Source organism: Leclercia sp. J807 (assembly GCF_009734465.1).
In the GTDB taxonomy this organism is placed as follows: domain Bacteria; phylum Pseudomonadota; class Gammaproteobacteria; order Enterobacterales; family Enterobacteriaceae; genus Enterobacter.
In genome coordinates this window covers 4,351,922-4,371,894 of sequence record NZ_CP046446.1, presented here as the reverse complement: position 1 = coordinate 4,371,894, position 19,973 = coordinate 4,351,922, and the positions used below count along the sequence as shown (strand labels likewise).

Genomic DNA, 19,973 nt, shown 5'->3' with positions numbered 1-19,973 from the left:
CATTCTTCCTTTCGATAAACGGCCATAACGGCGCATCAATCCATCTTATCACAACTGTTCAGGGGAACCTTTAACCTGCCCGTAATGCTGAAATTTCAGATTTATCCTCGAATCTTTTCAGCAACATATTCAGCAGTACGCCGTACATCGGCAGGAAGAAGACCAGGCTGATAAGTACCTTGAAGGCGTAATCCACGAGGGCAATTTCCATCCAGTGTTCAGCCATAAACGCATCCGGGCTGCGCCAGAAGGCGATAAAGAAAAAGGCCAGCGTATCGCTGACGTTGCCAAACAGCGTGGAGGCGGTCGGCGCCATCCACCAGAGATGGTTCTGGCGCAGGCGGTTAAAGACATGCACGTCAAGGATCTGCCCCAGCGCATAGGCCATAAAGCTGGCGGCGGCGATACGGGCGACAAACAGGTTGAAGTGCGTCAGCGCCTCAAAGCCCTGCCAGCTTCCCATATAAAAAAGCGAGGAGATCGCGTACGACACAAACAGCGCCGGAAGCATGACGGCAAAAATAATGCGTCGGGCCAGCGGGGCGCCAAAGATACGAACGGTAAGATCGGTCGCAAGGAAGATAAACGGGAAACTGAACGCGCCCCAGGTGGTATGAAAACCAAAAATGGAGATCGGCAGCTGTACCAGGTAGTTACTGGAGGTGATCACCAGCAGATGGAAAAGCGAAAGCCAGAACAACGCTTTCACGCGCTGCGATTGAGAGAACTGCGTCATATTGTGACCTTTTTAGAAGTTGGGGTGAGGGAACCCAATAAACCGGCCGCATCATACTGCTTTCATTGCGCTTTGCAACGGCTAATTTTTACGCAATCGTTAACTTGGTTTGCTTTGCCCGGCCTGGGGCGTAAACTACTGCCGTTTTTTATCTGAACGAGACGACGATGACCGATCTGTTTTCCAGCCCAGACCATACTCTTGACGCCCTGGGCCTGCGCTGCCCGGAACCCGTTATGATGGTGCGCAAAACCGTGCGCACGATGCAAACCGGCGAAACGCTGTTAATTATTGCCGACGATCCGGCCACCACCCGCGACATTCCCGGCTTTTGTACCTTTATGGAACACGAGCTGCTGGCGCAAGAGACCGACACGCTGCCGTACCGCTATCTTATCCGCAAAGGCTAATGCCATTTTGCCCGGCGGCGCTTCGCTTGCATGGGCCTACAGGTAGGCCGGGTCAGGCTTTGCCGCCACCCGGCATGACATTCCGCACAATTCTGAACCGCCATTTCAATTTTTAGCGCTTTTTGTGAGGCGCTTCACCTACGCTTTTCAGGCAGTAGGCTAGTTTCTAGACGTTAAAACTAAAACAACGTTCCGATACTCACCCTCACTACCCTGGAGTTGACTCAATGAAAACGACCATCAAGCCGTTGCTGGCCGCTCTGTGTCTGTCTGCTTTTGCTGCCTCTGTCTCTGCTCAAACCATCAAAGCTGCTGATGTGCATCCTGAAGGCTACCCGAACGTGGTGGCGGTGCAGCATATGGGTGAAAAACTTAAACAACAAACCGACGGCAAGCTGGAGATCAAAGTCTTTCCGGGCGGCGTACTGGGTGATGAAAAGCAGATGATTGAGCAGGCGCAGATGGGCGCTATCGATATGATCCGCGTCTCCATGGCGCCGGTTGCGGCCATCCTGCCGGATATCGAAGTCTTTACCCTGCCGTATGTTTTCCGTGATGAAGACCACATGCACAAGGTGATCGACGGCGACATTGGTAAGCAGATCGGCGAAAAACTCACGGCGAACCCGAAATCGAAGCTGGTCTTCCTCGGCTGGATGGACTCCGGCACCCGTAACCTGATCACCAAAGATCCGATTGTTAAACCGGAAGATTTGAAAGGTAAGAAAATCCGCGTTCAGGGCAGCCCGGTAGCGCTGGCCACGTTGAAAGATATGGGCGCCAACTCAGTGGCGATGGGGGTAAGCGAGGTCTACAGCGGCATGCAGACCGGCGTTATCGACGGCGCAGAGAATAACCCACCCACCTTTATCGCCCACAACTACATGCCGGTGGCCAAAAATTACACCCTGAGCGGCCACTTTATCACCCCGGAAATGCTGCTCTACTCCAAAGTGAAGTGGGACAAGCTGAGCGCCGACGAGCAGGAAAAAATTAAGACCCTGGCCCGTGAAGCGCAGATGGAACAGCGTAAGCTGTGGCAGGCCTACAATGACGAAGCGCTGGCGAAGATGAAGGCGGGTGGCGTGCAGTTCCACGACATCGATAAGGCGGTGTTCGTCAAAGCGACCGAGCCGGTGCGCGCCCAGTATGGTGAAAAACATCAGGATCTGATGAAAGCCATCGCTGACGTTAAGTAAGCCGGAGTATTTATGTCCGAACTCTACCTGAAATGGATGGACCGTCTTTACCTGCTAGCGATGGCCGTTGCCGGGCTGTCGCTGCTGGTGATGACTATCGTTATCCCGATTGGCATCTTTTCGCGCTACGTACTCAACCGCGGTGAGTCATGGCCGGAGCCGGTTGCCATTATCTGCATGGTGACCTTCACCTTTGTCGGCGCGGCGGTGAGCTACCGCGCCGGATCGCACATTGCGGTGAATATGCTTACCGACAGACTACCAGACTCACTGAAGACGATCTGTGCACGGGTGGTAGATCTGCTGATGCTGGTCATCTCCGGCATCATGTTCTGGTACAGCTACCTGCTGTGCATTGAGCTCTGGGACCAGCCGGTCGCAGAGTTTCCGATTATGACCTCCGGCGAAAGTTATCTGCCGCTGCCGGTCGGGTCGGCGATTTTGATCCTGTTTGTGCTTGAGCGCCTGCTGTTTGGCTCTCAGGAAAACCGCCCGGTCGTACTGATCGGCAACCACAGTTAAGGGGTGAACAATGGATGCATTTGTTTTGTTATTCACCCTCGCCATTTTGCTGGCGCTGGGGATGCCGGTGGCCTTTGCCGTCGGCTTAAGCGCCGTGGCTGGCGCGCTGTGGATTGACCTGCCGCTTGAAGCATTAATGATCCAAATTACCAGCGGGGTGAACAAATTTACCCTGCTGGCGATCCCGTTCTTTATCCTCGCGGGGGCGATCATGGCGGAAGGCGGCATTGCCCGGCGGCTGGTTAACTTCGCCTATATCTTTGTCGGCTTTATTCGCGGTGGGCTGTCGCTGGTGAATATCGTCGCCTCGACCTTTTTCGGCGCCATTTCCGGCTCCTCGGTGGCGGATACCGCCTCCATCGGGACCGTAATGATCCCGGAGATGGAGAAGAAGGGCTATCCGCGTGAATACGCGGCGGCGGTCACCGCCAGCGGCTCGGTGCAGGCGATTCTGATTCCACCCAGCCATAACTCGGTGATCTACTCCCTGGCGGCAGGCGGTACGGTGTCGATTGCCACGCTGTTTATCGCCGGGGTGCTGCCGGGACTGCTGCTGGGTTTATGTCTGATGGTGCTGTGCCTGGGCTTTGCCCATAAGCGCGGCTATCCGAAAGGGGAGAGAATCCCCTTTAAGCAGGCGCTGAAGATCTTCTTCGATGCCCTGTGGGGGCTGATGACGGTAGTGATCATTCTCGGCGGCATTTTATCGGGGATCTTTACCGCGACGGAATCGGCGGCGGTTGCCTGCCTGTGGGCGTTCTTTGTCACCATGTTTATCTACCGCGACTACAAGTGGAACGAGCTGCCGAAACTGATGTGCCGCACGGTCAAAACGGTCACCATCGTGATGATCCTGATCGGCTTTGCCGCGGCCTTTGGTGCGGTGATGACCTACATGCAGCTGCCGATGCGCATCACCGAGTTCTTCACCTCGCTCTCGGATAACAAGTACGTCATTCTGATGTACCTCAACATCATGCTGCTGCTGATTGGCACCCTGATGGACATGGCGCCGATCATCCTGATCCTGACGCCGGTCCTGCTGCCGGTGACTAACGCCCTGGGCATCGATCCGGTGCATTTCGGCATGATCATGATGGTTAACCTCGGGATCGGCCTGATTACCCCGCCGGTAGGATCGGTGCTGTTTGTCGCCAGTGCGGTGAGCAAGCAGAAGATCGAAGCCGTAGTGAAGGAGATGCTGCCGTTTTACGGCATGCTGCTGGTGGTGCTCGGAATGGTGACATACATTCCGGCGATTTCGCTGTGGTTGCCGCACATGTTGGGTATGCAATAGCTGTTGTGCCGGGCGGCGCTGCGCTTGCCCGCCCTGGAAAATCGTAGGCCCGGTAAGGCGCAGCCGCCACCGGGCTTTTTTTATCGACGACGCAATAACCGTAGCGCGTTGGCCGTCACCAGCACCGTCGCCCCGGTATCCGCCAGCACCGCCAGCCATAATCCCGTCATGCCCAGCAGGGTTGTCACCAGGAAAATTCCCTTCAACCCCAGCGCGATAGTAATGTTCTGCCGGATATTGGCGTGGGTAGCGCGCGCGAGGCTTATCATCTGCGCCAGCCCAGTCAGGCGGTTGTGGGTGAGGGCCGCGTCGGCGGTCTCCAGCGCCACATCGGTGCCGCTGCCCATTGCAATGCCAAGGGTTGCCGCCTTCATCGCCGGGGCGTCGTTAATACCGTCTCCTACCATCGCCAGCGGCGCGGTGTCATTCAGCGCCGTCACCGCCTGCACTTTATCGGCGGGCAGCAGCCCCGCCCGAAAATCCAGCCCCAGTTCGCTAGCAATGGCCGCGGCGGCGCGCGGGTTATCCCCGGTGAGAATCACGCCCTTGATCCCCAGCTGATGCAGGGCCTGCACGGCCTCTTTCGCATCATCCCGCAGGGTGTCGCGCAGCGTAATAAGCCCCTTGGCCGCACCGTCCTGGATCACCATCACCACCGTCTGTCCGGCCTGCTCCAGGGTAGTGATTTGCGCCGCCAGGTGCGGGGCAGGGAATTTATCCGCGGCGCAAATCAGCACTTTACTGCCCGCGACCTCGGCTTCAATCCCGGAGCCCATCAGCGCCCGCTGCGCGGCCGCCGCCGCAATCGTCAGCCCGCGGGCTTTTGCTTCACGCACAATCGCCTGTGCCAGCGGGTGGGTGGAACCCTGCTCCACCGCCGCCGCCAGCGCCAGCAGGTCGTTTTCGCCGTTGTCGAGCGGATAAATGCCCCTCACCTGAGGCTTGCCAACCGTCAGGGTACCGGTTTTATCGAAGGCCACCTGCTGCATCTGCGCCAGCTGCTCCAGCGCTGCCCCACCCTTAATCAACGCGCCACGTCGCGCCGCGGCTGCCAGCCCGGAGGTGATCGCCGCAGGCGTCGAGATCACCAGCGCGCACGGACAGCCAATCAGCAGCAGGGTCAGCCCCTTGTAGATCCAACCCTCCCAGGGCGCGCTGAACAGCAGCGGTGGCACTACGGCAACCAGCAGGGCGATGAGCATTATCACCGGGGTATAGAGGCGGCTGAAGCGGTCGATAAAGCGCTCCACCGGGGCGCGGCGCGCTTCCGCCTCTTCGATCAGCTTCAGGATGCGGTCGATGGCGCTCTCGCCCGGCTCCGACAGCACCGTCAGCTCGACCAGACGATCGACGCTGGTGGCTCCCGCCGGCACTTTTTCGCCCGCGGTGCGATCGACCGGGATGGACTCGCCGGTGAGGGCGCTTTCGTCAAAGCTGGCGGCGGCGGTGAGCAGCGTCCCGTCGGCAGGCAGACGGCCCCCGGCGGCGACTTCGATCACATCCCCCGGGCGCAGCCCGGCAATGGGCACGGTTTTGCGCTCGCCGTTGATTATCTGCGTGGCGGTTTCCGGTTTCAGCGCCATCAGCGCGCTCACCCCTTTGCGCGCCCGGCTCGCCGCCCAGCCCTCCAGCCGTTCGCCGATTAAAAACAGCAGCAGCACCATCGCCGCTTCCGCCGTGGCACCGATAAAAAGCGCCCCGATGGCGGCCACGCTCATCAGCGTCTCAATGGCGAACCCGCTGCCGCTTTTCATCAGACGCAGCGCCTGACGGGCCACCGGCCAGAGCCCGACCAGCGTGGTGGCGATAAAGGCGATATTGCCGAGGGGAGGGTTAAACTGCGCCAGACCCCAGCTCAGGGCCATCAACACTATCAGTGTGAGGAGCGGGAGGTTTTCGCGCAGCATGGAGGATTTTTCGACCGGCGCGTTTTCATTGCGCAGCGTGTAGCCCGCCTTTACCACTGCGGCCTCGACCTGGCCGCTGACGTCGCTTGCGGCATCAACCAGCAGCTTTTGCGTGGCGAACAGCACCTGGACATGGTTCACCCCCGCCACCTGGCGAACGGCGTTTTCCACTTTGCGCGCGCAGGCGGCGCAGTCCATGCCGTTGACCACCCAGCTGTAACGCTCGCCCTCGACAGGCAGCACGGTTTCGGCCTGCGATGGAGGGTGATCTGCGCTACAGCAGGCCTCTTTTGCGGGAAGGGGGGCGAGTTTAAGCGCCGCGAACTGCGGCACTTTTTTCGGTGTTTCTGGAGTCGACATGGCACTCTCCGGCAATGATAATTTTCTCATTAACCGCAGCATACACTCTGGAGTCGACTCCAGAGTCAAGCGTTAAATATAGAGCGAACGCACGATCAGGAAGTGCCCGGCAAAATAGCAGGCGGCGGCGATGGCATTATCGGCGCGGAAACGGCGACGGTAATGGCTACCCAGCCAGACAATATTGCTCAGCAGCAGTAGCGTGGCCCCCACGAAGGCGGACAGGGCAGGTGCCGTCGGACGGAAGAACCACAGCTCGCCCGCCAGCCACACCATCACCAGCGTCATGGCGATAAATGTACAAATTGGCCAGCGCATCTCCTCCAGACGCGTCCAGACCACCGCGATCAGCACCGCGCCAACGACCAGCAGCGCCAGCGGCAGCGGCCAGAAGAAGGAGAGCGTCATCTGGCTGGCAAAATAGATGGTATAGAGCAGATGCGATAAGAAGAACGCCCCCACGGCATAGAGCAGGCGCTGGCGCGGCAGCAGGGTCAGGGCATCGCCCACTAGCGACGCGCAGAGCCCGGCGAGCACCAGGTAGCTGATAGCATTAAACATTGGCGCCTGCCAGGCCAGCAGTAACAGGAGCAGTAAGGTGACGGGTTTAAACAGCCAGCGCTGCCAGGCAGGGCCGCGGTAGGACGCATCGACATATAGCCATGCGGAGAAACAGACAGCGATAAATGACCAAAGCATATTAAGTCCCTGTATCTGTTATTGTTGAATAAACAGTTTCACTTCAGTGTAGTGGTGCAGACGGGCCAATAGCAATGCACAGCGTGGCACGCTATCCTGATTTCAGCCTGGTCTTAAGGATTGTCTAATGAGCAAGATGCCGCTCTTTTTTATTATCGTTCTGGCAATTATCGTCGTTGCCGCGTCATTTCGCTTTGTGCAGCAGCGTCGGGAAAAGGCCGATAACGACGCCGCGCCGCTGCTGCAAAAGCGGGTGGTGGTGAGCAATAAACGGGAAAAAGCGCTCAACGACCGGCGCTCGCGTCAGCAGCAGGTTACGCCTGCTGGCACCAGCATACGCTATGAAGCGAGCTTTAAGCCGGAAAGCGGCGGTCTGGAGATGACCTTTCGCCTCGACGAGAAGCAGTACCATCAGCTGACGGTGGGGGATAAAGGAACGTTGCGTTATAAGGGGTCACGGTTTGAGGGGTTTGATCCGGCGCCGTAGCCAGCCCGCACGAACTGTTGGCCCGGTAAGCGCAGCGCCACCGGGCAGAAGGCCGCAGGTTACTTCTTCACCTGCGCCTTAAACTTCTTCATCCACACCAGCAGCTCAAACACGCCGAAGATAAAGACGCGGGCCTGCTGCCAGCCGGTCATCTGCGGACCGTCTTTCGGTAAGCCGTTTTTCAGCATCACCATCTGCAGGGCATGCATAAACGAGGTAAAAATCAGCGCCACGTTAACAAAAATGTTCATCGGGCGTGGGAACGGGTGGACGAGGTTGAGGAGCAAAAATGCCCAGACCCCCAGCATCAGCAAACGACCCAGATTAATCAGTACCGGCATCAGTCTCTCCTTGTGATTGACGGTGATAAAGACGATAGGCGACCTGTCCGGCCACTTTCTCCCGGTGCAGATCCCAGTGGGCGGGCACCGGCGGTAAACCGTTTTCTACCTCGCTCTCGACGTAGATTAGCGCATCATCCGCCAGCCAGCCGTTGTTTTCCAGCAGCGTCAGCGTCTCTTCCAGCAGTCCTTTGCGAAACGGCGGATCGACAAATACTACATCGTGCGGGGTGCCCGCCTGGGCCAGAAACGCGAGGGTATTGGTGTTAACGACGCGGGCGTGCGCCGCTTTCAGCGTCACCAGGTTTTGCTGTAACTGCTGGGCGACACTGCGATCCATCTCCAGCAGCGTGGTGCTGGCGGCGTAGCGTGAAAGGGCTTCAAGGCCGAGCGCGCCGCTTCCGGCGAAGCAGTCCAGGCATCGGGCATCTACCATTGAAGGTGCCAGCCAGTTAAACAGCGTCTCACGGACGCGGTCGGTGGTCGGGCGCAGGCCGGGGCTGTCCGGGACGGGAAGTTTACGGCCACGCCACTGGCCGCCGATAATGCGAATTTGGCCCGCGGCAGCACGGTTGGGTTTCTTCATATTGTTGCTCAGGTCACTCGTACGGCCTGCGTTTGCAGGCGGTGATGTGCGTTAAGTTAAGTGATAAACTATTTCATCATTTTTTTAGCTTCCATGTATATAGCGCCAGTAATTAACCGCGAGGGGTGTAGTCGCAGATGGCAAAAGAGAAAAAACGTGGCTTCTTTTCCTGGCTGGGATTTGGTCAAAAAGAGCAGGAAACCGAGCAGCAGAACGAAGAACAACAGAGCGCAGAACAGCCCGCAGCGGTTGAACAGCCGCAGCCTGAAACCCCTGTTGAAACCGTCGCTGACGTAGAAGCAGAAACGCGCACCCACAGCCCGCAAGAGACCGAAGCCTTTGCTGAAGAGGTGGTTGAGGTCACGGAGCAGGTTCAGGAGCGCGAAAAACCGCAGCCGGTTGAACTGGAGCCTGTCGCCGTTGAGCCAGAACCTGTCGCGGTCGAGGAGATTGTCGAGCCGGTCACGGAGGAGCTCCCACCGCAGGCTGTCGAGCATGAAGAATTACCGCTGCCGGAAGAGATCGCTGAAGAGAGTAAAGAGGCGATCCCGGAAGAGTATCTGCCAGAAACCGAAGAAGAGACGATCAGCGACGAAGAGCTCGAAGCGCAGACGCTGGCGGCTGAGGCGGCAGAAGAGGCGGTGATGGTTGTCCCGGTCGCCGACGAGAACGAGCCGGTTGAAGAGATTGTTCAGGAGCAGGAAAAACCGACCAAAGAAGGTTTCTTCGCGCGCCTGAAACGCAGCCTGATTAAAACCAAAGAGAACCTCGGTTCCGGATTTATCAGTCTGTTCCGCGGTAAAAAAATCGACGATGATCTCTTTGAAGAGCTGGAAGAACAGCTCCTGATTGCCGACGTTGGCGTGGAAACCACCCGCAAAATCATCAGCAGCCTGACGGAGAGCGCCAGCCGTAAACAGTTGCGCGACGCCGAAGCGCTCTACGGCCTGCTGAAAGAAGAGATGGGTGAAATCCTCGCAAAAGTTGACGAACCGCTTAATATTGAAGGCAAAATGCCATTTGTTATTCTGATGGTTGGCGTAAACGGCGTGGGTAAAACCACCACCATCGGCAAGCTGGCGCGTCAGTTTGAACAGCAGGGTAAATCGGTGATGCTGGCTGCGGGGGATACCTTCCGTGCCGCCGCCGTTGAGCAGCTGCAGGTGTGGGGCCAGCGCAACAATATTCCGGTGATTGCCCAGCACACTGGCGCAGACTCCGCATCGGTGATTTTCGATGCGATTCAGGCGGCGAAAGCGCGCAATATTGATGTCCTGATTGCCGATACCGCAGGGCGTCTGCAGAATAAATCGCACCTGATGGAAGAGCTGAAGAAGATCGTCCGCGTGATGAAAAAGCTGGACGAAGATGCACCGCATGAAATTATGCTGACTATTGATGCCAGCACCGGACAGAACGCCATCAGTCAGGCGAAGCTGTTCCATGAAGCGGTAGGGCTGACCGGGATCACGCTGACCAAGCTGGATGGCACCGCGAAAGGCGGGGTGATCTTCTCGGTAGCGGATCAATTTGGTATTCCTATCCGCTACATTGGTGTTGGCGAACGTATCGAAGATTTACGTCCGTTTAAATCGGGCGACTTTATTGAGGCACTTTTTGCCCGAGAGGATTAACAATGATTCGCTTTGAACACGTCAGCAAGGCCTATCTCGGTGGGAGACAAGCGCTGCAGGGAGTGACATTCCACCTGCAGCCGGGCGAGATGGCATTTCTGACCGGCCACTCCGGCGCGGGGAAAAGTACCCTGCTCAAGCTTATCTGTGGGATCGAACGGCCAAGCGCCGGGAAAATCTGGTTCAGCGGCCACGACATCAGCCGCCTGAAAAACCGCGAAGTGCCGTTTCTGCGTCGGCAGATCGGCATGATTTTCCAGGATCACCATCTGCTGATGGACCGCACCGTATTCGACAACGTGGCGATCCCGCTGATTATCGCGGGCGCCAGCGGGGATGATATTCGTCGTCGCGTGTCGGCGGCGCTGGATAAGGTCGGGCTGCTGGACAAAGCGAAGAACTTCCCTATCCAGCTCTCCGGCGGTGAACAGCAGCGCGTGGGCATTGCCCGCGCGGTGGTGAACAAACCGGCGGTGCTGCTGGCGGATGAACCGACCGGTAACCTGGACGACGCCCTTTCCGAAGGGATCCTGCGTCTGTTTGAGGAATTTAACCGCGTGGGGGTGACAGTACTGATGGCGACGCACGACATGGGGCTGATTGCTCGTCGTTCGTACCGCATGCTGACGCTCAGCGACGGTCATTTGCACGGAGGCCTCGGTGAATAAGCGTGACGCAATGAACCAGATGCGGCAGTTTGGCAGCAAACTTGACCGTTTCCGTAAATCGGCAGGCGGCCCGGGGGACGGCAACCGCAATGCGCCGAAGCGCAGCAAATCCGCGCCAAGACCCAACTCGCGCAAAACCAACGTGTTTAACGAGCAGGTGCGTTACGCCTTCCAGGGCGCGCTGCAGGATCTAAAAAGCAAACCGTTTGCCACCTTCCTGACGGTCATGGTTATCGCCATCTCTCTGACTCTGCCCAGCGTCTGCTACATGGTCTACAAAAACGTTAATCAGGCGGCGTCGCAGTACTATCCTTCTCCGCAGATCACCGTTTATCTCGATAAATCCCTCGACGATAACGCCGCTGCCCAGGTGGTGGGTCAGCTACAGGCCGAGCAGGGGGTTGAGAAGGTGAACTACCTGTCGCGGGAAGACGCGCTGGGCGAGTTCCGTAACTGGTCCGGATTTGGCGGCGCGCTGGATATGCTGGAAGAGAACCCTCTGCCAGCGGTGGCGGTGGTGATCCCAAAACTGGATTTCCAGGGCACCGAGTCGCTGAACACCCTGCGCGATCGCGTCTCCCGCATTCACGGCATTGATGAGGTGCGGATGGACGACAGCTGGTTCGCCCGTCTCACCGCGCTGACGGGCCTGGTCGGGCGCGTTGCGGCGATGATCGGCGTGCTCATGGTAGCGGCGGTGTTCCTCGTTATCGGCAACAGCGTGCGCCTGAGCATCTTTGCCCGTCGCGACACTATTAACGTGCAGAAGCTGATCGGCGCTACCGATGGTTTCATCCTGCGTCCGTTCCTGTATGGCGGCGCACTGCTCGGTTTTGCCGGCGCATTTCTTTCACTGATTTTGTCAGAAATTTTGGTGATGCGACTTTCCGCCGCGGTAACCGAAGTGGCGCAGGTTTTTGGAACTAAGTTTAATATCAGTGGTTTATCCTTCGACGAGTGCCTGTTATTGCTGCTGGTTTGCTCGATGATCGGCTGGATAGCGGCCTGGTTAGCAACCGTGCAACATTTACGTCACTTTACCCCTGACTAAAAAATCTCTGGTATAATCTTTCCCTGCATTGAGAATCACCGTGCAGGGAAAGAGCCTTTCGCTGACTCTGACCCGCATCATCATCTTCATGTCACATTTTGTGCGTAATTTATTCACAGTTTCACTCGGAACTTGTGGATAAAATCACTGTCTGATAAAAGAGTGAGTGATATTCTCGTTGCTCATTAATTCTGGCATGTTCGTTGCCTGATGGGGACAAACCGCCGCCAGAAAAATTAATTGAGAGGAATGAATGACCAAAGAAATGCAAACTTTAGCTTTAGCCCCTGTTGGTAACCTGGAATCTTACATCCGGGCCGCTAACACCTGGCCGATGTTGACGGCCGAGGAAGAAAAGGAGCTTGCTGAAAAGCTGCATTACCAGGGCGATCTGGAAGCAGCTAAGACGCTGATCCTGTCTCACCTGCGCTTTGTTGTTCACGTTGCTCGTAATTACGCGGGCTACGGCCTGCCGCAGGCAGACCTGATCCAGGAAGGTAACATTGGCCTGATGAAGGCGGTGCGTCGCTTCAACCCGGAAGTGGGTGTGCGTCTGGTCTCCTTTGCTGTGCACTGGATCAAAGCGGAAATCCACGAATACGTGCTGCGTAACTGGCGTATCGTGAAGGTCGCCACCACCAAAGCACAGCGTAAACTGTTCTTTAACCTGCGTAAAACCAAGCAGCGTCTGGGCTGGTTCAACCAGGACGAAGTAGAAATGGTTGCGCGCGAGCTGGGTGTGTCCAGCAAAGACGTGCGTGAGATGGAATCGCGAATGGCCGCGCAGGACATGACCTTTGATATGTCCTCTGACGACGATGCGTCCGACAGCCAGCCGATGGCCCCGGTCCTCTATCTGCAGGATAAGTCATCTAACTTTGCCGACGGCATTGAAGATGATAACTGGGAAGAGCAGGCCGCCAATAAGCTGACCTATGCAATGGAAGGCCTCGACGAGCGTAGCCAGGATATCATCCGTGCCCGCTGGCTGGACGAAGACAACAAGTCCACCCTGCAGGAGCTGGCCGACCGCTATGGTGTCTCCGCTGAACGTGTGCGTCAGCTGGAAAAGAACGCCATGAAAAAACTTCGCGCCGCTATCGAAGCGTAATCTTCGCGAAGCTCCCCGATAACCCTCGAATGCAAATTCGGGGGTTTGTTTTTTTAGCGCCCGTACTGGCAAATACTCCCCTCCTGGCAAACAGTTACCTGACGCCGTGTGCTGACTCGTTAAAGCCTCGCTTACCTTATATACATTACAAAATAGCTATTCCAATTCGATAAAAATGGGGTATGTTTTAGCAGAGTATGCTGAAAAGGCGCGCACGGCAGACGCATTATTGAAATAAAGCGCCAAAAAACAACATCACAACAAACACAATAACCATCACAATGGGGATTCTCAGGATGAATATGAAGGGTAAAGCCTTACTGGCAGGATGTATTGCGTTGGCTTTCGGCACCGCTCAGGCTGATATCAAAGTGGCCGTTGTCGGCGCAATGTCCGGTCCGGTAGCCCAGTACGGCGATCAGGAGTTCACAGGTGCAGAGCAGGCGGTTGCCGACATTAATGCCAAGGGCGGTATCAAAGGCGAAAAGCTGCAGATCGTAAAATATGATGATGCCTGCGACCCGAAACAAGCGGTTGCGGTTGCCAACAAAGTGGTGAATGACGGCATCAAATACGTTATCGGCCACCTCTGCTCCTCTTCCACGCAGCCTGCGTCTGACATCTACGAAGATGAAGGCATTCTGATGATCACCCCAGCGGCTACCGCGCCGGAGCTGACCTCCCGTGGCTATAAGATGGTCATGCGTACCACCGGGCTGGACTCTGACCAGGGCCCAACCGCAGCGAAATATATCGTTGAGAAAGTGAAGCCGAAGCGTATCGCCATTGTCCATGACAAGCAGCAGTACGGTGAAGGTCTGGCGCGTTCCGTGCAGGACAACCTGAAAAAAGCGAACGCTAACGTGGTCTTCTTCGACGGTATCACCGCCGGTGAGAAAGATTTCTCTACTCTGGTGGCGCGCCTGAAAAAAGAGAACATCGATTTCGTTTACTACGGGGGTTATCACCCGGAGATGGGCCAGATCCTGCGTCAGTCTCGCGCTGCCGGTCTGAAAACGCAGTTCATGGGTCCGGAAGGGGTGGCGAACGTCTCCCTCTCTAACATCGCCGGTGAATCTGCGGAAGGCCTGCTGGTGACCAAGCCGAAGAACTACGACCAGGTCCCTGCCAACAAACCGATCGTAGACGCCATCAAGGCGAAGAAACAGGATCCAAGCGGTGCCTTCGTCTGGACCACCTACGCGGCGCTGCAAACCCTGCAGGCGGGCCTGAATCAGTCCGCTGAACCGGCTGACATCGCTACCTGGCTGAAAGCGAACGCCGTTGAAACCGTAATGGGGCCGCTCTCCTGGGATGAGAAAGGCGACCTGAAAGGCTTTGAATTCGGCGTGTTTGACTGGCATGCCAACGGTACGGCGACCGACGCCAAATAATCCTCAGGGCGAGCGTCTCATCGCTCGCCCTTTTTTTCTTCTCGAATTCCCTCCTCTGACATCATCTCCGTCGTTTCGCGCTCATCCGCTATTCCATTTCGCTAATCTCAAAAAATGTGATCATATACCTTATTTTTTAAAACTATATAGTTTTATTATGGCGTCACTGCAGGGAAATGGTAACGTTTTAGATATGGATAACCTTTAATATTTATTTTGATACATACAGCTCGTTAATAGAACGCGATGTATATAACCTGCATCGCGACGGCAATGATTCCGACGACCGCTACGGTGTGCAATTGCGCTTTAAATATTATTTCTGCTAAAGCCTTATATTTGCCGCTTATTACGACAATAAATAATTGCTGAAGATAATAGGCAATATCGCTTTGCCGATAGCGTTTGGCTCGCCCGCGCCCAAATGGCATTTATCCGCGAATAACTTATTGCCGCTCTGCACAAAAACAGGGGTTTTGCACAAAGGGAGAATACCTATGCCAGAAAATTACGAAGGAATGATTATGGGGCTAATTACCCATGCCGACAGCTGCAACAGCCCGGCTTTCGCTGCGCTTCTGGCGGCGAAACGACAGGATAATGATCAGGTGCAGCGTCTGTTAGCCGAGGCGAAAAAGGTCCACCAGAACAGAGCGGAAGGCACATCATGACGGTTTTAGATACGATTGCCGGTTTTTCGCAAAAACTGGCTGGCCAGGTGCATCTGCGCAGCCTGCGCGACAGCTTTATTATCGCTATCCCGTTTTTAGTGTTGGCCGGGCTTTTTATTATGGTCAACTACGTCTTTCTCGATACCAACGGCTTTATGCGCCACGTGCTCTCTGCCGACACCATGGTGCAGTGGCGGGGTATCGGCGAGCGGGCGCTCAACGGCACCATGAACATTTTGTCCATTATGCTGGCGGTGCTGGTGGCCTATTCGCTGGCCAGCAAGCGTAAGTTCGAAAGCCCGATCATTGCCGCGATGGTTTCGCTGGCCTGCTTTTTTGTGCTGATGCCGGTTACCGCCTCCGTTACCGCTGCCACCGGCGAGACGGTGAGTGTGACGGGCGTGGTGCCCTACGCGCAGACCAACGCGGGTGGGGTATTTCTGGCGATTCTGTGCGCCTTTCTCTCTACCAGCATTTTTCTGAAGATCTCCAGCTCCCCGGCGCTGCGGATCTCGCTGGGGGAGGAGGTGCCTCCTATGGTGCAGCAGTCGTTTAACGCCCTGTCTGCCATCATGATCACCGTGGCTTTCTTCTCCGTCGCCACCTTTGCCATTACCAGCCTGACGCATACCGAGCTGTTTGCACTGATCCAGACCCTGGTGCAAAAGCCGCTGGTCCATCTGACCACCAGCCTGCCGGGCTTTATTACTTTAACCACCCTGACGAACTTGCTCTTTTCGCTGGGTATTCACCCCTCGGGTATTATCAACCCGGTGCTGGAGCCGCCGCTGCTGGTCGCCATGCAGGAGAACATGGCCGCCTTCGCCGCTGGCCTGCAGCCGCCGCACATTATCGTGCTGCCGTTTCGCGACCTGTATGGTCACATGGGCGGAACGGGTTCAACGCTGGCGCTGTTGCTGGCGATCCTGCTGCGCAGCCGCATGAGCAGCCATAAAAAGTTTGCCAGAACGGTGATTGCTCCTGGAGTGTTTAATATCAACGAACCGGTGATTTTTGGCCTGCCGGTGATCCTTAACCCACTGATGATGATCCCGTTTATTTTCTACCCGCAGATAAACTTTATCATCGCCTATTACGCCACCGCCTGGGGCTGGGTATCGCATATTGTCGCCTACGTACCCTGGTCGGTACCGCCTTTGCTCTCCGGCTGGCTGGGATCGGGAGGCGATCTGCGCAACGTGGTGCTGCAAATTATCCTGATTGGCGTTGGGGTCGTGATTTACCTTCCCTTCCTGCTGGCCTATGAGCGCTCAATCAGCGCGAAAAAAGCGCAGCAGGTCATTGAGACCATCGCCACGACGCCGCCAACATCTCCTGAGCCAGAACCGGCAATCGCGCAGCCGCTGCGCGAGGGCGAGGCCCACCCGCTGGACGATAAAACCATCGTGCTGATGTGTAACGAGGGCATGTCCACCTCGCTGGTGGCAAAAAAGATGCGGCAATATGCAGAGAGTATCCACTGTACCGCGTCGATTAGCGCCACCCATATCGGCAACCTCGAAGAAACCGTGCAAAAAGCTGACCTGATACTCCTCTCGCCGCAGCTTACCTATATGGAAAGCAACGTTCGGGAAACGGCAGGAGATCGCTGCCGCGTGGCGCGGGTTAACCCGCAGCATTTTTCAAATATGAATGGTCAGGCGCTCATTGAGCATGCCGTCACGTTGTTAAAATAAGGAAGTTATATGATTAATTGCGCATTTATTGGCTTTGGTAAAAGTGCTACTCGCTACCATTTGCCCTACGTCCTGATCCGCAACGATAAATATCGTGTGAAGACGATTTACGATATTGTCGCTAAGCCCGAGATAGAGTCCCGGCCGCAATACCGCGGAATTACTTTTACCCGTGACGTTAACGAGATCCTTACGGATGACACCATCCGCCTGGTGGTTATCTGCACCCACCCGGACAGCCACTATTCCTGGGCAAAGGCCTGCATCGAGCACGGCAAAAACGTCATGGTCGAGAAGCCGTTTACTACCACGCTGGACGAGGCGAAGACGCTGCTGGCGCTGGCGAAGCAGCACGGCGTCACCGTCACGCCGTTTCAGAACCGCCGCTTCGACTCCTGTTTCCTGACCGTGCAGCAGGTGATTAAGAGCGGCCTGCTCGGGGATATCGTGGAAATTGAGAGCCACTTCGACTATTTCCGCCCTGAGGCGCAGCCGCAGGTTAACCACCCCTTCAACGGCGCATTTTATGGCCTTGGGATCCACACCCTCGACCAGATGCTGGCGCTGTTTGGCCGGCCGCGCCAGGTAGCCTATGACATCCGTAGCCTGCGGCTGAAGCAAAATCCCGACGATACCTTTGAAGCCCAGCTCTATTACGACGACCTGAAGGCGATCATTAAAACCAGCCATCTGGTGATGACGCCCTATCCGCGGTTTATTGTTCACGGCACCCGCGGCTCCTTTATTCAGATGCAGATCGACCGTCAGGAGAGTTACCTGAAGGAGAATATCATGCCGGACCACCCGACATTTTGCGCCAATAACCAGCCGGGCATTATTGAATATCTGAATGAGGAGCAGCAGACGGTTAAGCGCGAGGTGCCTGCGGTGCGCGGCGATTATGGCCGGGTGTATGACGCGCTCTACGACACCATAATGAACGGTGCCGCCAATTACGTCAGCGAGCAGGATATGTTGACCAACCTGGAAATACTTGAGGGCGGTTTTAGCCGCGCCACGCCTTTCGTTATCGATTTGGATTAATACTATGAAACGGATATTAAATTGTCGGGCGTCCGATTTTCAGCGCCAGCCTGATGCGGCGGCGTTAGTGGCGGCCATTCGCGCCTCTGAGGGGCGGGTCGTGCTCGCCGAAGTGGCGGCGGAATCCCCGCCGCTCTACCCGGATGTCACCAATGCCGAGCTGGTGGCGGCGTTCGGTGCCGATATGGTTCTGCTCAAGGGATACAATACCGCCACCCATGCAATCGCCGGAGCGCCCGTGGCGGGGGGAATTGAGCAGGTCAAAGCCCTTACCGGCAGGCTGGTGGGCGTCAGCCTTGAGGTGACTTCCGAAAACGACGCCGATAACCCGCGCAGCCTGTCGCGGCACGCGCTTGAACAGGCGCAGGGGGCGGATTTCCTCTGCCTGACCGGCTACGACAAGCCGGGGGTGGATCGGCACAGCATGCTTCAGGCGATAAGCCTTGCGAAGGCGCACTTCCCCGGCTTTATCATGGTGGCGAAGTTCAGCGCCCGGGGGCTGATGGCGGCGGCGGAATATGCGGAGTACGCGACGGCGGGTGCCCACGCGGTGGTGATCCCCGCACCAGGAACCTGTCAGGGGAGCCGTGAAGGAGAGGTGAGCGCGATCGTTGATGCCGTACACCTGGCGGGTTCCCTGGCTATTACTACCATCAGCACCAGTCAGGAGGGGGCAGACGGCGCAACGGTGAGCCAGATTGGTCTTGCCAGCAAGCGCTGCGGCAGCGACATCCATAGCTTTGGGGATGCTGGCTGCGCGGGAATAGCCGACCCGGAAGCGATTTACCGCCTGTCGATTGCCGTACGCGGAAAAAGGCACACCTGGGTTCGGATGGCCTCATCTATAATGCGTTGAGATTTCTATCTGCCTGTATTTATAGTATAACAGGCCTATGTTTATAGGTCTGTATTGTGGTCAGAATGCCGAAGTATCTTGCTATATATAAAGAGATTAAAAAAAGAATACTTTCTGGCTACTACGCCCAGAATAGCCAGCTGCCGGAAGGAAAGAAATTCGCGCTGCTTTTTGATTGTAGCGAACTGACTATTACCAAGGCGCTGGATATTCTGGTTAAAGAGGGGCTGGTCGTCAGAAAAAGAGGTCTCGGCTCTTTTGTTAAATTACCGTTTAATACCTCGTCAATTAATAGCCATCTGAAGGGCACCAAAGCGCGCTGTGATGAATCAGGCGAGACAATAACAACGCGAGTAATTGCTTTTTCCGCCATTCCCGCCCCGGCCGACGTGCAGGAAAAACTCCAGCTTGGCGGCGATGAGATGGTCTATTCGATCCTTCGCGTCAGGGTTATTAACGACGTGCCGGCCATTATCGAAAAAACATTTATGCCGGTGAACGTTATTCCTGGCCTCAACTATGCCAACGTGGCGGACTCCATATACAGCTATATTACCGACGCGCTGGGCTATCAGATCCACAGCAGCCACATGATGATCACCGCCTCCATAGCAGATGAACAGCAAAGCCAGCTATTGCAGCTGGCCGAGCCGGAGGTGGTTATCCACGTTGAGCAGACCGCCTATTTAGATAACGGCAAGCTGTTTGAATACTCGGTCGCCACTCACCGTTATAACCGGTTTAAATTCGCCACCGAGTTTATTAAATACAATTAAGTCGCAGGCTTATTCCTGCCCGTGGTGGACCCATCCGTCCTGCTGCGCCACAAAACCCAGCGCCTGCATAAAGGCCGCCATCACGCCGCGGTCTTCAACGCCCACGTCCGCCATCCACCACGAGGCCACGCTCGGGTTATCGCGCATCACCTCTTCAACCAGATATTGCCCTACGCCGCGACGACGCGTGACTTCACGCACGCGCAAGGAGTCCAGCGCGCCTTCCGTCCCGCTCAGCGTGACGCGCACCGCGCCTAACAGCCGCTCGTTAAAGCGCGCAGCATAAATTCGATGGGTATCATCAACGGTGAGGGAGGCGGGGGAGTATTCCGGCCAGATTTTGCCAAGATCGATACGATCCTGGTCGCTAAAGGTCACCAGACGGACGATAGTCAGTTTCATTAGCAGCTTATCCACGTAAAAAAAGTACAGGCAGTGTACTCAATTTATCCTGCTGACGGCTTCTCCTTTTTCAATCCATTCTTTAGGTGATTACTTTTTTGGCAGCCAAATGTACAGCCATAAAA

At 56.2% G+C, this 19,973-nt stretch carries 21 protein-coding genes; 15 read left to right on the top strand and 6 right to left on the bottom strand.

Annotated features, from left to right (window positions below; all coding sequences use genetic code 11):
• Positions 1 to 70: 70 nt before the first annotated feature.
• Complete coding sequence (locus GNG26_RS20800; RefSeq protein ID WP_114385585.1) at positions 71 to 736, bottom strand: 7-cyano-7-deazaguanine/7-aminomethyl-7-deazaguanine transporter; 666 nt, start codon at positions 734 to 736, stop codon at positions 71 to 73.
• Between the two features lie 167 nt (positions 737 to 903).
• Between GNG26_RS20800 and tusA the strand changes: the two genes are divergently transcribed.
• The 4 genes from tusA (at position 904) to GNG26_RS20780 (ending at position 4,164) form a co-directional block, all read left to right on the top strand.
• Positions 904 to 1,146, top strand: coding sequence for a sulfurtransferase TusA (tusA, locus tag GNG26_RS20795; RefSeq protein ID WP_156239936.1), 243 nt, complete (start codon positions 904 to 906; stop codon positions 1,144 to 1,146).
• Positions 1,147 to 1,373: 227 nt separating this feature from the next.
• Entirely contained in the window at positions 1,374 to 2,345 is a 972-nt protein-coding gene (locus tag GNG26_RS20790) for a TRAP transporter substrate-binding protein (RefSeq protein ID WP_103824756.1), read from the top strand.
• A gap of 12 nt (positions 2,346 to 2,357) precedes the next feature.
• Positions 2,358 to 2,867: a TRAP transporter small permease gene (locus GNG26_RS20785; protein WP_103824757.1), complete on the top strand. Its 510-nt coding sequence runs from the start codon at positions 2,358 to 2,360 to the stop codon at positions 2,865 to 2,867.
• Positions 2,868 to 2,877: 10 nt separating this feature from the next.
• Positions 2,878 to 4,164 (top strand): TRAP transporter large permease, encoded by a 1,287-nt coding sequence (locus GNG26_RS20780; RefSeq protein WP_103824758.1) that lies wholly within the window; start codon positions 2,878 to 2,880, stop codon positions 4,162 to 4,164.
• A gap of 80 nt (positions 4,165 to 4,244) precedes the next feature.
• On the opposite strand, the gene zntA is transcribed toward GNG26_RS20780, so the two are convergent.
• Both zntA and GNG26_RS20770 read right to left on the bottom strand, forming a co-directional pair.
• Positions 4,245 to 6,431: a Zn(II)/Cd(II)/Pb(II) translocating P-type ATPase ZntA gene (zntA, locus tag GNG26_RS20775; RefSeq protein ID WP_156239934.1), complete on the bottom strand. Its 2,187-nt coding sequence runs from the start codon at positions 6,429 to 6,431 to the stop codon at positions 4,245 to 4,247.
• Between the two features lie 72 nt (positions 6,432 to 6,503).
• Positions 6,504 to 7,130, bottom strand: a complete 627-nt coding sequence (locus GNG26_RS20770; RefSeq protein ID WP_103177368.1) for a lysoplasmalogenase — start codon at positions 7,128 to 7,130, stop codon at positions 6,504 to 6,506.
• A gap of 127 nt (positions 7,131 to 7,257) precedes the next feature.
• Here GNG26_RS20770 and GNG26_RS20765 point away from each other — a divergent pair, with 127 nt between their 5' ends.
• Entirely contained in the window at positions 7,258 to 7,617 is a 360-nt protein-coding gene (locus tag GNG26_RS20765) for a DUF2500 domain-containing protein (RefSeq protein WP_156239933.1), read from the top strand.
• 59 nt (positions 7,618 to 7,676) lie between these two features.
• On the opposite strand, the gene GNG26_RS20760 is transcribed toward GNG26_RS20765, so the two are convergent.
• Together GNG26_RS20760 and rsmD are read right to left on the bottom strand one after the other, a co-directional pair.
• The gene (locus tag GNG26_RS20760) at positions 7,677 to 7,958 is read right to left on the bottom strand and encodes a DUF1145 family protein (protein WP_103824760.1); all 282 of its coding nucleotides are present in this window, start codon (positions 7,956 to 7,958) and stop codon (positions 7,677 to 7,679) included.
• A complete protein-coding gene (rsmD, locus tag GNG26_RS20755) occupies positions 7,942 to 8,544 on the bottom strand; it encodes a 16S rRNA (guanine(966)-N(2))-methyltransferase (protein ID WP_103824761.1) in 603 nt (200 codons plus the stop codon). The genes GNG26_RS20760 and rsmD overlap by 17 nt, the downstream gene beginning before the upstream one ends.
• A gap of 137 nt (positions 8,545 to 8,681) precedes the next feature.
• On the opposite strand from rsmD, the gene ftsY reads away from it, so the two are divergent.
• The 10 genes from ftsY (at position 8,682) to GNG26_RS20700 (ending at position 19,446) form a co-directional block, all read left to right on the top strand.
• Positions 8,682 to 10,178, top strand: a complete 1,497-nt coding sequence (gene ftsY, locus GNG26_RS20750) for a signal recognition particle-docking protein FtsY (RefSeq protein ID WP_156239931.1) — start codon at positions 8,682 to 8,684, stop codon at positions 10,176 to 10,178.
• Positions 10,179 to 10,180: 2 nt separating this feature from the next.
• Entirely contained in the window at positions 10,181 to 10,846 is a 666-nt protein-coding gene (gene ftsE / locus GNG26_RS20745; RefSeq protein ID WP_103177363.1) for a cell division ATP-binding protein FtsE, read from the top strand.
• On the top strand, positions 10,839 to 11,897 hold the full coding sequence (gene ftsX, locus GNG26_RS20740) for a permease-like cell division protein FtsX (RefSeq protein WP_156239929.1): 1,059 nt from the start codon (positions 10,839 to 10,841) through the stop codon (positions 11,895 to 11,897). The genes ftsE and ftsX overlap by 8 nt, the downstream gene beginning before the upstream one ends.
• Positions 11,898 to 12,150: 253 nt before the next feature.
• A complete protein-coding gene (gene rpoH, locus GNG26_RS20735; protein WP_032614938.1) occupies positions 12,151 to 13,008 on the top strand; it encodes an RNA polymerase sigma factor RpoH in 858 nt (285 codons plus the stop codon).
• Between the two features lie 296 nt (positions 13,009 to 13,304).
• Positions 13,305 to 14,402 (top strand): branched-chain amino acid ABC transporter substrate-binding protein, encoded by a 1,098-nt coding sequence (locus GNG26_RS20730; RefSeq protein ID WP_103824763.1) that lies wholly within the window; start codon positions 13,305 to 13,307, stop codon positions 14,400 to 14,402.
• A 497-nt stretch (positions 14,403 to 14,899) separates the two neighbouring features.
• Entirely contained in the window at positions 14,900 to 15,073 is a 174-nt protein-coding gene (locus GNG26_RS20720; protein ID WP_156239927.1) for a PTS lactose/cellobiose transporter subunit IIA, read from the top strand.
• Complete coding sequence (locus tag GNG26_RS20715; RefSeq protein WP_156239925.1) at positions 15,070 to 16,770, top strand: PTS transporter subunit EIIC; 1,701 nt, start codon at positions 15,070 to 15,072, stop codon at positions 16,768 to 16,770. Before GNG26_RS20720 ends, GNG26_RS20715 begins: the two co-directional genes overlap by 4 nt.
• Positions 16,771 to 16,779: 9 nt before the next feature.
• The gene (locus tag GNG26_RS20710; RefSeq protein WP_103824767.1) at positions 16,780 to 17,814 is read left to right on the top strand and encodes an oxidoreductase; all 1,035 of its coding nucleotides are present in this window, start codon (positions 16,780 to 16,782) and stop codon (positions 17,812 to 17,814) included.
• 4 nt (positions 17,815 to 17,818) lie between these two features.
• The gene (locus tag GNG26_RS20705) at positions 17,819 to 18,670 is read left to right on the top strand and encodes a hypothetical protein (RefSeq protein ID WP_156239923.1); all 852 of its coding nucleotides are present in this window, start codon (positions 17,819 to 17,821) and stop codon (positions 18,668 to 18,670) included.
• 65 nt (positions 18,671 to 18,735) lie between these two features.
• The gene (locus GNG26_RS20700; RefSeq protein ID WP_103177357.1) at positions 18,736 to 19,446 is read left to right on the top strand and encodes a GntR family transcriptional regulator; all 711 of its coding nucleotides are present in this window, start codon (positions 18,736 to 18,738) and stop codon (positions 19,444 to 19,446) included.
• A 9-nt stretch (positions 19,447 to 19,455) separates the two neighbouring features.
• Here the strand turns inward: GNG26_RS20700 and panM are convergent, their stop codons facing one another.
• Positions 19,456 to 19,848, bottom strand: a complete 393-nt coding sequence (gene panM / locus GNG26_RS20695; RefSeq protein ID WP_103824769.1) for an aspartate 1-decarboxylase autocleavage activator PanM — start codon at positions 19,846 to 19,848, stop codon at positions 19,456 to 19,458.
• Positions 19,849 to 19,973 lie beyond the last annotated feature (125 nt).